Consider the following 14,286-nt stretch of genomic DNA (forward strand, 5'->3'; position numbering starts at 1 on the left):
TTTGATTGAATGAATCGACATCTTTTTCCTGCACACTGGCAAAACGCCCGGAAACAAGAGGTCAGAATGAGAGCCGTGACACACCCAAGCCATCGCGACAGCGCCGACCATGCGTCTGATATGGATCGCGTGACGAATTTCCTGCGCCGCGACGCGCCCGATCACCCGGTGGTGTTTCTGCGCCCCGACGTGCTGCGCCGTCAGGCCGAAAGGTTCCTCAGCGGATTTCCCGGTTTGGTCAGCTATGCGGTCAAGGCCAACCCCGGAGAGGCCGTTCTGCGTCAACTGGTACGGGCAGGGATCACCTCGTTCGATGTCGCCTCGGTGCAGGAAATGGTGCAGGTCCGGCAGATCGCGCCGAACGCACGGCTGCATTACCACAATCCGGTGCGGTCCAATTGCGAGATTGCGCAGGCCCGGAAACTGGGTGTTGCCTCGTGGTCGGTTGACCGGTTGTCGGAACTCGACAAGCTGAAAGACCTGCCTGAAGGCACTGAAATCGCGGTGCGCCTGTCATTGCCGCGCGCCGGTGGCGCATACGATTTCGGCAGCAAATTCGGGGCCAGCCCGGACATGGCGCAAACTCTTCTGGCTGAAGTTGCGTCGCGCGGACTGCGACCGGCCATGACCTTCCATCCCGGCACCCAATGCAAGGATGCGAGCGCTTGGGGCGACTATATTTCGGCGGTTGCGGAGGTCAGCCGCCGCGCCGGAGTGACGTTGCATGCGCTGAACGTCGGCGGCGGATTCCCGTCGTTGGTGGCGGACGACGACGACACGCTGGATCACATCTTCACCACCATCGACACTGCCATCACTGATGCGTTCGGCGTGAACCGCCCGGCGCTCTGGTGCGAGCCGGGTCGCGCCATGGTGGCGTCCTCGATGTGGCTGGCGCTGCGCGTCAAGGCGCGAAACGATCATGCGCTCACGCTGAATGACGGCCTCTACGGCGCATTGGGTGAATGGCGCGACATGCCGGTGCCGACGCGACTGCACGGCATTTCGTCAGACGGTCACAGGCGCACCGGAGAAATCGAACCCTACACCATCTTCGGCCCCACTTGCGACAGCCTCGATCGGTTGCCCGCTGCTTGGAACTTGCCTGGCGATCTCTGCGAGGACGACTATATTCTGGTCGAAGGCACGGGTGCCTATACCCAAGCCCTGACGACACGGTTCAACGGTTATGGGCTCGAGCGGGAAATTGATCTCGCGACCTGCAATTCTAGCTCTGGACAGGACCGCATGGCGGGTTAGGCTGCGCCTTCATCAAACCGGAGGGCGCGTGGAAAAATTCGGCAAATCGCAATCCGTTGTGCGGGTCGAAGATGTGCGCTTCCTGACCGGACGGGGCCGCTATGTCGATGATATCGCGCCGCCGAACGCGCTTCGCGGTTATGTGTTCCGCTCGATCGTTGCGCACGCGACGGTGGACCGGCTCGACGTGGCCGACGCACGCGAAACGCCGGGTGTTCACCTCTTACTCACGGCCGCAGACCTGACCGATGCCGGCTTTACGCAAGGCATGTGGGGCACAACCGTCACCAACCGCGACGGCACGAAGGGCGCTGCGCCGAAACGGCCGCTGCTGGCCACAGACACCGTGCGCTATGTTGGCGAGCCGCTGGCCTTCATCGTGGCAGACACGCTTGACGCCGCGCGTGACGCGGCCGAGCGGATCGAATTTGAATACACCGAAAAGCCGGTGCATCTTGGGCTGACCACCGGGGGGCAGGACCTGCACTCCGAAGCGCCGCAAAATCTGGCGTTTGATTGGGGCATCGGGGATGAAAATGCCACCGAGGCGGCATTTGACGCGGCGCACCGCATCGTCAGCATGTCGGTCGATGACAATCGCATCATCGTCAATTCGATGGAGCCGCGCGGATGTTTCGCCGAGTTGGAGGGCGACCGTCTGCATCTCGCGCTGAGCGCGCAAGGTGTGTGGGAGCACAAGAAACAGCTTGCCCAGCTTCTGAACCTCGAGCCCGATAGGGTGCGCGTCACCAATCCCGACGTGGGCGGCGGGTTCGGCATGAAGGGCATGGCGCATCCCGAGAACTTTCTGACAGCGATCGCCTGCCGGACGCTGAAGACACCCGTGCGCTGGATGTCCGAACGTAGCGAAGCGATGCTGAGCGACAGCGCGGGACGCGACCTGACCCATCTTGGAGAGTTGGCTTTTGACGCCGATCACCGCATCACGGCGTATCGTGTGCACACCGTTGCCAACATGGGCGCGTATAATTCGCAATTTGCCCAATCAATACAGACCAACCTGTTCGCCAAGGTCTTGATGGGGGTCTACGATGTGCAAACGACATGGCTGCATGTCCAAGGCGTCTATACCAACACCACGCCGGTCGATGCCTATCGCGGGGCAGGGCGGCCCGAGGCGATCTACCTGCTGGAGCGCATGATCGACCGTGCGGCGCGCGAACTGGATGTCGACCCGTGGGAGCTGCGCCGCCGCAATTTCGTCAAACCAGAGCAGTTCCCCTATGTCTCCGCCACGGGCGAGACCTACGACGTGGGCGATTTCGATCGCGTCCTGACACGCGTCGCGGACGTCGCGGACCGCGACGGGTTTGTGTCGCGTCGAGAGACATCTGCAAAACAGGGCAAACTGCGCGGGCTGGGGCTGTGCTACTACATCGAGAGCATTCTTGGCTCGCCAGTCGAGGATGTGAAGGTGACCTTCGACAAGGACGGCGGTGCGTCGATTTTTGTCGGCACCCAGTCCAACGGACAGGGGCATGAAACCGTTCTCACGCAGTTCCTGTCGGATCAGACGGGTATCCCGGCGGATCGCATCCGTTTTGTTCAGGGCGACAGCGATCTCATTCCACGCGGCGGCGGAACGGGAGGATCGCGCTCGGTCACGGTACAGAACACGGCGACCTTGGCGGCGGTCGATCAGATAATCACGCAGTTCACGGCTTTTCTTGCTGACTTTAACAAGCTGGACCCGACCGACATAACATTCGATGATGAGCAGTTCCGGGTCGGCACGTCGAATGTCACGCCGACCATGCTCGACGTCGCCCAGATGGCACGAGAGGCGGGGCGGGACGACTTGCTGAGCTTTGCCGCGACCATCAAGCTGGATGCACGTTCGTTTCCCAATGGTGCGCATGTGGCCGAGATTGAACTGGACCCCGACACCGGCAAGGTTGAAGTCGCGCGCTATAGCGTCGTTGACGATTTCGGTCATCTCATCAATCCGATGCTCGCTGAAGGTCAGGTGCATGGCGGTGTGGTGCAGGGGCTTGGTCAGGCGCTATGCGAACGGGTCGTTCACGACGAAGACGGCCAGTTGCTGACCGCGACCTTCATGGATTATGCCATGCCGCGCGCCGATGATGTGCCTTTGATCGGGTTTGCGACCGAAATGACCCCCTCGATGACGAACCCGATGGGCATGAAAGGGTGTGGCGAGGCTGGCACCGTCGGTGCACTGGCGGCGATCTCGAATGCGGTTCAGGATGCGCTGTGGCCGCTTGGGGTCCGTCAGGCCGACATGCCGTTCACACCACAACGCGTCTGGAGTATGTTGCAGGATGCGACCCGCAAAACTGGGTAGAGTTGTCTTTGACTGGTTCCGCAAGCGTCTCGCTTCGGGCCATTCCAAGGTCGCGGTGCGCAGAGGCCCGCGTGATCATGTCATCATTCTCGATGGCACGATGTCGTCTCTCAACCCCGGGCATGAAACCAATGCAGGATTGCTCTACAGGTTGTTGCAGGAAGTCGGCAGCGATGTGTCGCTTTACTATGAATCCGGGCTGCAATGGACAGACTGGCGCAGCGCGTCCGACATCATGACCGGGCGCGGCATCAATCGGCAGATCAAGCGCGCCTACGGCTTTCTCGCGTCCCGGTATCGCCCCGGTGATCGCATCTTCTTTTTCGGCTATTCGCGCGGGGCTTATGCAGTTCGCTCGCTGGCAGGCGTCATTGACAGCATCGGGCTGCTGCGCAGCGACTGCGCGACCGAGCGCAACATTCGTCAAGCCTATCGCCTTTACAGCGGCGCCCCGAACGGCAAGACCGCAGAGGACTTTGTTCGTCTTTACTGTCACGAGCCGCCGCAGATCGCCGTGGTCGGGGTCTGGGACACGGTCAAGGCGCTGGGCCTCCGGCTGCCGCTCATGTGGCACATCAACGATGCACGCCACGGCTTTCACAGCGACCACCTCGGCGCCTCGATCCAGCACGGCTTTCATGCGCTGGCCTATCACGAACGGCGCCGGGCCTATGAGCCGGTTTTGTGGACGGCAACGCCCGGCTGGAACGGGCAAGTGGAGCAGGTGTGGTTCAAGGGCGTCCACGGCGATATCGGTGGACAGTTGCGGGGCTTTGAAGAGGCCAGGCCGTTGTCAAATATCCCTTTTGTCTGGATGCTCGAACGCGCCGAAGGGGCGGGCTTGCGGTTGCCTGAAAACTGGCAGAACCGCTTTGAACAGGATGTGAATGCGCCGTCTTCGGGAAATTGGCGCGGTTGGGGCGTCCTGTTCTGGAATCGCAGGCAGCGAACGGTGGGCGCCGACCCCAGCGAAAGGCTGCACGAGAGCTTGTTGGAAACCCATCCCGACATCGCGTTGAAGGCGGTTTCATGACTGTGCTAACGCAACTGTGATTCAACGCGCACCGGCAAGGCTTTAATCGCCGGGAAAGATGCCTATCTCTTGATCAGAGCGCGGGTTTGGAACGCCCGCAGTCTCTTCACTGTCCCTCGTTCCACCACTGGCGCCCAAGGTTTCCTTGGGCGCTTTTTCTTTCGGATCGGACACGATAGGCTGATGGCATGACATATACAGATGATTATCTCCGCGATATCCTGAACCGCACCAAGACGATCGCCCTCATCGGCGCGTCGATGAATCCCGAACGCCCGTCAAACTATGTCGGGCGCTATCTGGTCGACCAAGGGTACAGGGTGATTCCGGTAAATCCCGGCCATGCGGGCAAATCGCTTTTCGGCACGCAGGTGGTTGGCACGCTGTCGGAAATAGACGCGCCGGTAGATATGGTCGATATCTTCCGCCGCTCCGAAGCGGTGCCGCCGATCGTGGACGAGGCGCTGGAGGCGTTTCCGGACCTGCAGACGATCTGGATGCAGATCGGCGTGCGCCATCCCGAGGCTGCGGCGAAGGCCGAGGCGAAAGGGGTTGATGTCGTAATGGACCGCTGCCCGAAGGTCGAGATTCCGCGCCTTCTGGGTGCAAGCGCCTGAGCGGGGCAGCGCGTGTTAACCGCGCCCGGCCTTTTCGGCCAGTCCGGATTGCTCTTGCCGCCGCTCCAGTTCCGCCATCACATCCGCCAGCGCCACATCGCGCGATTTGAGCATCACCAGCAGGTGAAACAGCACATCCGCCGTTTCCGAGGTCAGCTTGGCACGGTCGCCTTTGACGGCTTCGATGATGGCCTCAATTGCCTCTTCGCCAAATTTTTCGGCGCATTTTTCGGGGCCCTTGGAAAGCAGCTTCGCGGTCCAGCTGGACTCGGGGCTGGCGTTTGCGCGGTTGGCGATGATCTGTTCCAGATCGTGCAGCGTTTTCATAATCTCACCGGAATCCCTGCGGCGGCCATATGCGCCTTGGCCTCGCCGATGGTAAATTCGCCGAAGTGAAAGATCGACGCGGCCAGCACGGCGCTTGCGTGGCCTTCGACAACGCCCTCGACCAGATGATCCAGCGTACCGACGCCTCCGCTCGCGATGACCGGCACGTTCACCGCATCGGCTATGGTGAGGGTCAGCGGCAGGTTGAAACCGGATTTGGTTCCATCGCGGTCCATCGAAGTGAGCAGAATCTCCCCGGCCCCTTTTTCGGTGACGGTGCGGGCAAATTCAACGGCGTCGATGCCGGTGGGTTTGCGCCCGCCATGAGTGAATATCTCCCACTTGCCCGGCGCGACGGTCTTGGCGTCAATCGCCACCACGATGCACTGGCTGCCGAACTGGTCCGCCGCCTGCGCCACCACATCAGGATTGGCAACAGCCGCGGAGTTGAACGACACCTTGTCCGCACCGGCGAGAAGCAAGGCGCGCACATCGGCGACCGTGCGAACGCCGCCGCCGACCGTGAGCGGGATGAAACACTGCTCGGCGGTGCGGGTGACCACATCAAACATGGTGCCGCGGTTTTCGTGGGTGGCATGAATGTCGAGAAAACAGATCTCGTCGGCGCCCGCTGCGTCATAGGCGCGGGCGGCATCGACCGGATCACCGGCATCGCGCAGATCGACGAAATTCACGCCTTTGACCACGCGCCCGTCAGCGACGTCGAGGCAGGGGATGATGCGGGTTTTCAACATGCCCGCTCCTTACGCGCCCGGTCGGGTCCGGGCAAGTCGGGAACGCATGTGCGGTCGGGACGGTTACATTCCCACACCCCAAGCAAGGAGATTGAACATGCGTCTGTTCCCCCTGACCGCCGCCGCGCTGATTGCCGCCAGCCCGGCGCTCGCTGAATTCGAAGAGACCCGCAGTGCCCATTCCGTCGCAACCACGATCGACCGGCTTGAAGAGGCGGTGACTGCCGCCGGAGCGACTGTGTTCGCGCGGGTCAATCACGCCGAAGGCGCGGCCTCGGTCGACATGGACCTACCTGCCGCCGAAGTCCTGATCTTTGGAAACCCAAAACTGGGAACACAGGCGATGCAGGCGGATATCACTGCCGGATTGCTGCTGCCGATGCGTGCGCTCGCCTATGAGGACGCGGACGGTCAGGTCTGGCTGACATGGCAGGAGCCCGAGGACATGTTCGACGATCTCGATATCGACGATGATGCAGACTATCTTGACCAGATGGAAAAGGCGCTGGAAACCCTGGCAGGAAAAGCCACTGGCGATTGATCAGCCGCTGGACAGCGTCGCAAGCGCCTGACGAAGATCGAGCGCGCCATCATACAGCGCACGGCCAGAGATGGCGCCGTTCAGATTCGCTCCGCAATCGCGCAGCGCGATGAGGTCGTCCAGCGAGGACACGCCGCCCGAGGCGATCACCGGAATTGACACCGCGCGCGCCAGATCGGCTGTCGCCTGAACATTCGGCCCCTGCATCGCGCCGTCGCGGTTGATGTCGGTATAGATGATCGCCGCCACACCCGCATCCTCGAAGGAGCGGGCAAGATCTGTCACCATCACGTTTGTCTCTTCCGCCCAACCCTTGGTCGCAACGCGGCCATTGCGCGCGTCGATGCCAACGGCGACCCGACCGGGAAAGGCGCGGGCCGCGTCGCGCACCAGCCCCGGGTTTTCCACCGCCACGGTGCCGAGGATCACCCGCGCAAGACCCTTGTCCAGCCAACGCTCAATCGTTGCCATGTCGCGGATGCCGCCGCCCAACTGGGCCGGAACCCTGGTTTGCGCCAAGATCGAGTCCACGGCCGCGCCATTGACCGGTTCTCCGGCAAAGGCACCGTTCAGATCGACCAGATGAAGCCACTCGCAGCCGGCATCGACAAACTCCATAGCCTGCGCGGCGGGATCATCGTTGAACACGGTCGATTTCTCCATATCGCCCCGCAGAAGGCGCACAGCCTGTCCGTCTTTCAGGTCAATGGCGGGGTACAGGATCATGGCGTTTTCTCCGATGTGAGGCTGGCTGCGCTTTGCCATGACGGGACGATACATGCAACGCGACCCCGCGTCAGGCTTGATCGCACACGGCATTGCGCGTCAGAATTAACGGTATCAAACAGGGAGGAGACCCGACATGAAACTGACAACAATGGTCGCCGGACTGGCCATGATCGCGGGTGCGGCCTGGGCCGATCCGGTCGAGGGCACATGGCAGACCGAGGTGGATGAGGGCAATTACGCCCATGTCCGCATGGTGCCGTGCGGTGACATGATCTGCGGCGTGATCGCGCGCAGCTTCAATGCACAGGGCGAATTCAAGTCGCCCAACACCGGCAAGACATTGGTGATCAACATGGTGCCGCAAGGAAACGGAAAATACGAAGGCAAGGTGTGGCGTCCGTCAAACGACAAGATTTACATGGGCAAGATGCAGGTGAACGGCAATTCGCTTGATCTGTCGGGATGTGTGGCCGGTGGTCTGCTGTGTTCCAAGCAGACGTGGAGCCGGGTGAACTAGCCACCAGGAATACCGTGCGGCAGCGCGATACAGGCTGCCGCAGGGAATATGAGTTTATTTGGCAAGATGAAGCATCAGGGTCGCCAGTTGAGAAAATTGGCGATCATTTGCAGGCCCGTGCCGGCGCTTTTTTCAGGGTGGAATTGAAACCCGATCATCGTATCCCGCGCAACGATTGCGGTGACGTCGCCGCCATAATCCACATGCGCCACGCGTTGCGCCGGATCATCGACGCGCACCTGGTATGAATGCACGAAATACGCATGGGCGCCGGTAGCGATTCCTTCCAGCACCGGATGGGCGGTGTCGATCACCAGATCGTTCCAGCCCATATGCGGGACTTTCAGCGATGCTTGTTTAGGCGCGATGCGTTCCACTTCGCCGTCAATCCAGCCTAACCCGTTGGTCGGCTCATATTCATGGCCAACGCGCGCCATCAGTTGCATGCCAACGCAAATGCCAAGGAAGGGCCGGGCCTTGATCTCGACTGCCTCGACCATGGCGGCAAACGCCCCCGATGCACGCAAGGCCCTGGCGCAGGACGGGAACGCGCCGTCGCCGGGCAGGACGATACGATCGGCGCGCGCGATCACGTCCGGATCAGAGGTCACGACGACAGATCCCGCGCCGGTATCCTGCGCCATCTTCTGAAACGCCTTTTCGGCGGAATGCAGATTGCCGCTTTCGTAATCAATGATGGCCGTCACCATCGCCTAAAGCGCGCCCTTAGTGGACGGGATCGCATCGGATTTGCGCGGATCGACCTCGAGCGCGTCGCGCAGGGCGCGCGCGACGGCCTTGAACGCCGCCTCGGCGATATGGTGGCTGTTGATCCCATGCAGGCAGTCGACATGCAGCGTGACGCCGCCGTGGGTGGACAGCGCCTGAAAGAATTCGCGCACCAGTTCGGTGTCGAACGTGCCGATCTTGCCGGTGGGCAGATCAACGTTCCACACCAGAAACGGCCGCGCTGAAAGATCAAGCGCCGCACGCACCAGCGCGTCGTCCATCGGCAAAAGGCACGCGCCGTAGCGGACGATCCCTTTCTTGTCACCCACTGCCTTTGAGAGCGCCTGACCGAGTGCAATGCCGGTATCCTCGACCGTATGATGGTCGTCGATATGCAGATCGCCGGTGGCGCGGATTGTCATGTCGATCAGCGAGTGGCGCGCCAACTGATCAAGCATGTGATCGAAGAAGCCGACGCCGGTCTGGTTGTCATAGGTTCCGGTGCCGTCGAGATTGATCTCCACGCGGATCTCGGTCTCTGCCGTAGTGCGGGTGACGGTCGCGTTGCGCATTATGCTGTATCCTTGGGCGTATTCACGGCCTTATAGGCCGGCTTTGCCGTTGCGCCAAGCCGCGATGCGCAGGTTGACATCAGGTGACGTTCTGCTGTCGACTCCTTGAAAACCGGACACCGTCATGACCGTTCCCTCAATCGCCGCCGGGCTCGCTTACGGGCTGAGTGTCTTTTTCCTCGGCTTCCTGTTGGGTGTGCTGCGCACGCTCGTGCTGCATCCCGCTATCGGCGAGATCCCGGCTGTCGCGCTTGAGATCCCGGTGATCCTCGCCGCGTCCTGGATGATCTGCGCGACGCTGGTTCGCCGCTTGTCCGTACCTGCGCGCTGGCCCGAGAGGCTGATCATGGGAGGGGTTGCGCTGGCCTGCGTCCTCGCCGGCGAGGTTGCCGTGTCGGTCTGGATGGCGGACCGGACATTGGCAGAGCACGTTGCGCTTTACGCCACGCCAAGATCGGCGCTTGGATTGCTGGCACAAGTGGCCTTTGCGCTGTTTCCGGTGATGCGGCTGTGGCGGAAAAGCGCGATGTCGTGACGAAAAAAAGAACCGATGGAGCGGGCGAGGCGATTCGAACGCCCGACCCTAACCTTGGCAAGGTTATGCTCTACCCCTGAGCTACGCCCGCGCTGCCATCGTTCTGTCCGGATTGGAGCGGGCGAGGCGATTCGAACGCCCGACCCTAACCTTGGCAAGGTTATGCTCTACCCCTGAGCTACGCCCGCGCTGCCAATCTGGTATGGGCGGATTTAGTGGGTGTTGGGGCGGGGTGCAAGAGGAAATTTCTGTCCACTGTTTCTGGATTTCGCGCTAGCGTTATGTCTCTTTGATCCAGGGGAAGATCAGCTATGCCCGACGTCAATCCGGTCCTGTCCGTCACCGTTCGCCGTTTCCGGGCAGATTACAAGACGGACATCGAAACGTCGCTGCACCGTTTGCAGGACGCGGCGGCGCGGCATCGCGGTTATCTGGGTGAGCAGAACAGCCTGTCGCAAAGCGGCGACCTTTGCGAGTTGGTCACGGTATTTGCGTTTGATTCGCGCGTTTCAAGGGAAAGCTGGGAACGCTCGGAAGCACGCGCCGAGACTTTGGCCGAACTCGATAAATTTCCACAGGAAATGACGAAACACACGCAGTTCGATGAACTGGCGGCTCTGATCGAACCCAAATCTAGAGTGTCGAAGATCGAGATCGTGTTGATCCTGATTTTCTGGATCGTTCTCAACAGCACAATTCTCGACTTCATTGCCACGTTTCTGCTGCCGCAGACCATCCCTGCGCTGGTCGAGAAAACCCTGCTGATTGCAGTGAACGTCGCACTCATCAGCTATGTGCTTCTGCCGTGGTCAAGCCGTCTTCTGTCACGGCTCAAGGAGTGGATTCAGCGCAAATAGCCGCCGAACCCGTCCTTTTCCACACGCGGAAATCGATTATTCCAACTCCACCAACAGATCCTTCGCATCAATCTGCGCCGCAGGCGACACATGCACCGCCTTGACCACGGCGTCCTTCTCCGCGTGCAACCCGGTTTCCATCTTCATCGCCTCGATCGTCAGCAGCAGATCGCCCACCTTGACCTTCTGGCCCTGCCGCACCGCAACGCTGGCGACCACTCCGGGCATTGGCGCGCCGATATGGTCCGGATTGCCGGTCTCGGCCTTGGGCCGCGCCGCGGTCGTGGCCTTGATCTTGCGGTTCGCCACCCGGATCGTGCGCGCCTGACCGTTGAGCTCGAAGAACACCTTGACGTCGCCGTCCTCGTTCGTCTCGCCCACGGTTTGCATCTGGATCTCGAGCGTCTTGCCGGGGTCGATCTCGACGCTGATGCCTTCGCCTGGTTCCATGCCGTAAAAGAAGGTTCTGGTCGGCAGGGTGCGCACCGGGCCATAGCTGCGATGGCGGCCCATGTAATCAAGGAACACCTTGGGATACATCAGGTATCCGTTCAAATCCTCGTCGTCGATGCTGCGGCCTTCGAGCTCGGATTTCAAGACGGTGCGTGTTTCGTCAATATTGACGGGCGCCGCATGCTTGCCGGGGCGGTCGGTGAAGGGTTTCTCGGATTTGAGCACCTTCTTCTGAATCGCCTTGGGCCATCCGCCCGGAGGCTGGCCGAGATTGCCGCGCATCATGTCGATGACGCTGTCGGGGAAACTCAGATCGACATCGGGGTCTTCGACTTCGGCGCGGGTCAGCCCCTGACTCACCATCATCAACGCCATGTCGCCCACCACTTTCGAGGACGGCGTGACCTTGACGATATCGCCGAACATGCGGTTCACGTCGGCATAGGTCTGCGCGACCTCGTGCCAGCGCTCCTCAAGACCCAAGGAGCGCGCCTGCGCCTTGAGGTTGGTGAACTGCCCGCCGGGCATCTCGTGCAAGTACACCTCGGAGGCGGGCGCCTGCTGGCCGCTCTCGAACGCCGCGTATTGGCCGCGCACGCCCTCCCAGTAGTTGCTGATTTCGCGGATGGCCGAGACGTCGAGACCGGTGGCGCGCTCGGTGTGCTCCAGCACTTCGACAACCGATCCGAGGGTCGGTTGCGAGGTGTTGCCCGACAGCGCATCCATCGCCGCATCGACCGCGTCCACACCAGCGGCAGAGGCCGCCATGATCGTGGCGATGCCCGCACCTGACGTGTCGTGCGTGTGGAAGTGGACCGGCAGGCCGACCTCTTCTTTCAGCGCCGTGATGAGCGGACCTGCGGCGGCGGGTTTGAGCAAGCCCGCCATGTCCTTCAGGCCGAGAATGTGCGAACCCGCATCGCGCAGCTCCTTGCCCATCTGGACATAGTATTTCAGATCGTATTTGGAGCGGTCCGGGTCGTTGAGATCGCCGGTATAGCAGATCGTGCCTTCAAGAACGCGGCCGGTATCAAGCACCGCATCCATCGCGACGCGCATGTTTTCGACCCAGTTGAGGCTGTCGAACACGCGGAACAGATCAACGCCGGTCTCGGCCGCCTGTTTGACAAAGAACTGCACCACATTGTCGGGGTAATTCGTATATCCCACCCCGTTCGCGCCGCGCAAAAGCATCTGCGTCATCAGGTTCGGCATCGCCGCGCGCAGGTCGCGCAGGCGTTGCCACGGGCATTCCTGCAAAAACCGGTACGCCACATCGAACGTGGCGCCGCCCCAGCACTCGACGCTGAACAGTTGCGGCAGGTTGGCGGCATAGGCGGGCGCGACCTTGATCATGTCGATCGAGCGCATCCGGGTGGCCAGCAAGGACTGGTGCCCGTCGCGCATGGTGGTGTCGGTGATCAGCACCTGTTTTTGCGCTGCCATCCAGTCGGCCACGGCCTGCGGGCCTTCGCGGTCCAGCAGCGTCTTGGTGCCGTCGGGTGGCGTGTCGGTACGCAGTTTCGGCAGGCGCGGGGACTTGAGATCGTCCGCCGGGCGCGGGCGGCCCGCAACCTCGGGATGCCCGTTGACGGTGATGTCGGCGATATAAGTCAGCACCTTGGTCGCGCGGTCGCGGCGCTTGGTGAACTGAAAGAGCTCTGGCGTCTCGTCGATGAACTTGGTGTGGTACTGGTTGTTGAGGAACGTCGGGTGCTTGAGCAGGTTTTCCACGAAGGAGATATTGGTGCTGAGACCGCGAATCCGGAACTCGCGCAGCGCCCGGTCCATCCGCGCGATCGCCTTTTCCGGCGTCTGTGCCCAGGTGGTGACCTTCTCCAGAAGCGAATCGTAAAAGCGCGTGATCACCGCGCCGGAATAGGCCGTGCCGCCATCAAGCCGCACGCCATTTCCGGTGGCGACGCGATAGGCGGCGATGCGGCCATAATCGGGGATGAAATTGTTCTGCGGATCCTCGGTGGTGATCCGCGTCTGCAAGGCGTGGCCGTTCAGGCGGATGTCATACTGGCTGGCCTTGCCGGTGGCCTCGGCCAGCGATTTACCCTCGGCGATCATGATCTGCGCCTGCACAATGTCGATGCCGGTCACCTCCTCGGTGACGGTATGTTCCACCTGCACGCGCGGATTCACCTCGATGAAGTAGAACTTGCCGTCATCCATATCCATCAGGAATTCCACGGTGCCGGCACATTCGTAATTCACATGGGCGCAAAGCTTGCGGCCCAACTCGCAAATCTCCTCGCGCTGCGACTCGGAAAGATAGGGCGCGGGGGCGCGTTCGACGACCTTCTGGTTGCGGCGCTGGACCGAGCAGTCACGCTCGTAAAGGTGATAGATGTTGCCTTGCTTGTCGCCGAGGATCTGCACCTCGACGTGACGGGCGCGGGTGATCATCTTTTCCAGATACCCCTCGCCATTGCCAAACGCCGCTTCGGCCTCGCGCCGCCCTTCAAGCACCTTTTCCTTGAGCTCGTCCGGTCCCTCGATCGGGCGCATCCCGCGTCCACCGCCGCCCCAGCTTGCCTTGAGCATCAGCGGATAGCCGATTTCTTCGGCCTCGCGCGCGATGGCGTCCCAATCGTCGCCCAGAACCTCGGTCGCGGGGATGACCGGCACACCGGCCTCAACCGCCACCTTGCGCGCGCTCGCCTTGTCGCCCAGGGCGCGCATCGTTTCGGCGCGTGGTCCGATGAAGGTGATGCCGTTGGCGACGCAAGCGTCCACCAGATCGGGGTTCTCTGACAGCAGGCCGTAGCCGGGGTGCACCGCATCCGCGCCCGATAGTCTGGCGACGCGGATGATCTCGTCAATCGACAGATACGCAGCGACCGGCCCCAGATCCTCGCCGATCCGGTAGGCCTCGTCCGCCTTGAACCGATGCAGGCCCAGCTTGTCCTCTTCGGCATAGACCGCGACGGTCTTCTTGCCCATCTCGTTGGCCGCGCGCATGATGCGGATGGCGATTTCGCCGCGATTGGCGATGAGGATCTTCTTGAAATCGGGCATGGCGGGGC

At 61.6% G+C, this 14,286-nt stretch carries 14 protein-coding genes and 2 tRNA genes; 8 read left to right on the forward strand and 8 right to left on the reverse strand.

Annotated features, from left to right (window positions below; translation table 11 throughout):
• Positions 1-66: 66 nt before the first annotated feature.
• From ACGKZZ_RS10625 to ACGKZZ_RS10640, 4 genes are all read left to right on the forward strand, one after another.
• Positions 67-1,260 carry a type III PLP-dependent enzyme gene (locus ACGKZZ_RS10625; RefSeq protein WP_411223543.1) on the forward strand — a complete coding sequence of 398 codons (1,194 nt, stop codon included), beginning with the start codon at positions 67-69 and terminating at the stop codon, positions 1,258-1,260.
• A 28-nt stretch (positions 1,261-1,288) separates the two neighbouring features.
• Positions 1,289-3,586 (forward strand): xanthine dehydrogenase family protein molybdopterin-binding subunit, encoded by a 2,298-nt coding sequence (locus ACGKZZ_RS10630; RefSeq protein ID WP_411223544.1) that lies wholly within the window; start codon positions 1,289-1,291, stop codon positions 3,584-3,586.
• Complete coding sequence (locus ACGKZZ_RS10635; RefSeq protein WP_411223545.1) at positions 3,564-4,619, forward strand: DUF2235 domain-containing protein; 1,056 nt, start codon at positions 3,564-3,566, stop codon at positions 4,617-4,619. Before ACGKZZ_RS10630 ends, ACGKZZ_RS10635 begins: the two co-directional genes overlap by 23 nt.
• 188 nt (positions 4,620-4,807) lie before the next feature.
• Positions 4,808-5,236 carry a CoA-binding protein gene (locus tag ACGKZZ_RS10640; RefSeq protein ID WP_411223546.1) on the forward strand — a complete coding sequence of 143 codons (429 nt, stop codon included), beginning with the start codon at positions 4,808-4,810 and terminating at the stop codon, positions 5,234-5,236.
• Between the two features lie 15 nt (positions 5,237-5,251).
• Here ACGKZZ_RS10640 and ACGKZZ_RS10645 read toward each other — a convergent pair whose 3' ends face one another.
• The gene (locus ACGKZZ_RS10645; RefSeq protein WP_411223547.1) at positions 5,252-5,563 is read right to left on the reverse strand and encodes a phosphoribosyl-ATP diphosphatase; all 312 of its coding nucleotides are present in this window, start codon (positions 5,561-5,563) and stop codon (positions 5,252-5,254) included.
• Positions 5,560-6,318 carry an imidazole glycerol phosphate synthase subunit HisF gene (gene hisF, locus ACGKZZ_RS10650; RefSeq protein ID WP_411223548.1) on the reverse strand — a complete coding sequence of 253 codons (759 nt, stop codon included), beginning with the start codon at positions 6,316-6,318 and terminating at the stop codon, positions 5,560-5,562. Before hisF ends, ACGKZZ_RS10645 begins: the two co-directional genes overlap by 4 nt.
• Before the next feature lie 97 nt (positions 6,319-6,415).
• On the opposite strand from hisF, the gene ACGKZZ_RS10655 reads away from it, so the two are divergent.
• Complete coding sequence (locus ACGKZZ_RS10655) at positions 6,416-6,859, forward strand: DUF302 domain-containing protein (protein ID WP_411223549.1); 444 nt, start codon at positions 6,416-6,418, stop codon at positions 6,857-6,859.
• Here the strand turns inward: ACGKZZ_RS10655 and hisA are convergent, their stop codons facing one another.
• Entirely contained in the window at positions 6,860-7,585 is a 726-nt protein-coding gene (gene hisA, locus ACGKZZ_RS10660) for a 1-(5-phosphoribosyl)-5-[(5-phosphoribosylamino)methylideneamino]imidazole-4-carboxamide isomerase (RefSeq protein WP_411223690.1), read from the reverse strand.
• A 136-nt stretch (positions 7,586-7,721) separates the two neighbouring features.
• Here hisA and ACGKZZ_RS10665 point away from each other — a divergent pair, with 136 nt between their 5' ends.
• A complete protein-coding gene (locus ACGKZZ_RS10665; protein WP_411223550.1) occupies positions 7,722-8,105 on the forward strand; it encodes a DUF2147 domain-containing protein in 384 nt (127 codons plus the stop codon).
• 74 nt (positions 8,106-8,179) lie between these two features.
• Here ACGKZZ_RS10665 and hisH read toward each other — a convergent pair whose 3' ends face one another.
• Positions 8,180-8,815 (reverse strand): imidazole glycerol phosphate synthase subunit HisH, encoded by a 636-nt coding sequence (gene hisH / locus ACGKZZ_RS10670; protein WP_411223551.1) that lies wholly within the window; start codon positions 8,813-8,815, stop codon positions 8,180-8,182.
• Between the two features lie 3 nt (positions 8,816-8,818).
• Positions 8,819-9,406, reverse strand: a complete 588-nt coding sequence (gene hisB / locus ACGKZZ_RS10675; protein ID WP_411223552.1) for an imidazoleglycerol-phosphate dehydratase HisB — start codon at positions 9,404-9,406, stop codon at positions 8,819-8,821.
• Between the two features lie 124 nt (positions 9,407-9,530).
• Here hisB and ACGKZZ_RS10680 point away from each other — a divergent pair, with 124 nt between their 5' ends.
• Positions 9,531-9,941, forward strand: a complete 411-nt coding sequence (locus tag ACGKZZ_RS10680) for a hypothetical protein (protein ID WP_411223553.1) — start codon at positions 9,531-9,533, stop codon at positions 9,939-9,941.
• Between the two features lie 16 nt (positions 9,942-9,957).
• Here the strand turns inward: ACGKZZ_RS10680 and ACGKZZ_RS10685 are convergent.
• Both ACGKZZ_RS10685 and ACGKZZ_RS10690 read right to left on the reverse strand, forming a co-directional pair.
• Positions 9,958-10,032: transfer RNA gene (locus ACGKZZ_RS10685), tRNA-Gly, on the reverse strand.
• Between the two features lie 22 nt (positions 10,033-10,054).
• Positions 10,055-10,129 (reverse strand) — tRNA-Gly (locus ACGKZZ_RS10690).
• Positions 10,130-10,252: 123 nt separating this feature from the next.
• On the opposite strand from ACGKZZ_RS10690, the gene ACGKZZ_RS10695 reads away from it, so the two are divergent.
• Complete coding sequence (locus tag ACGKZZ_RS10695) at positions 10,253-10,798, forward strand: hypothetical protein (RefSeq protein WP_411223554.1); 546 nt, start codon at positions 10,253-10,255, stop codon at positions 10,796-10,798.
• A gap of 36 nt (positions 10,799-10,834) precedes the next feature.
• Here the strand turns inward: ACGKZZ_RS10695 and ACGKZZ_RS10700 are convergent, their stop codons facing one another.
• The gene (locus ACGKZZ_RS10700; RefSeq protein ID WP_411223555.1) at positions 10,835-14,278 is read right to left on the reverse strand and encodes a pyruvate carboxylase; all 3,444 of its coding nucleotides are present in this window, start codon (positions 14,276-14,278) and stop codon (positions 10,835-10,837) included.
• Positions 14,279-14,286 lie beyond the last annotated feature (8 nt).

The organism is Marivita sp. S2033 (assembly GCF_046592965.1).
Classification (GTDB): Bacteria; Pseudomonadota; Alphaproteobacteria; order Rhodobacterales; family Rhodobacteraceae; genus Marivita.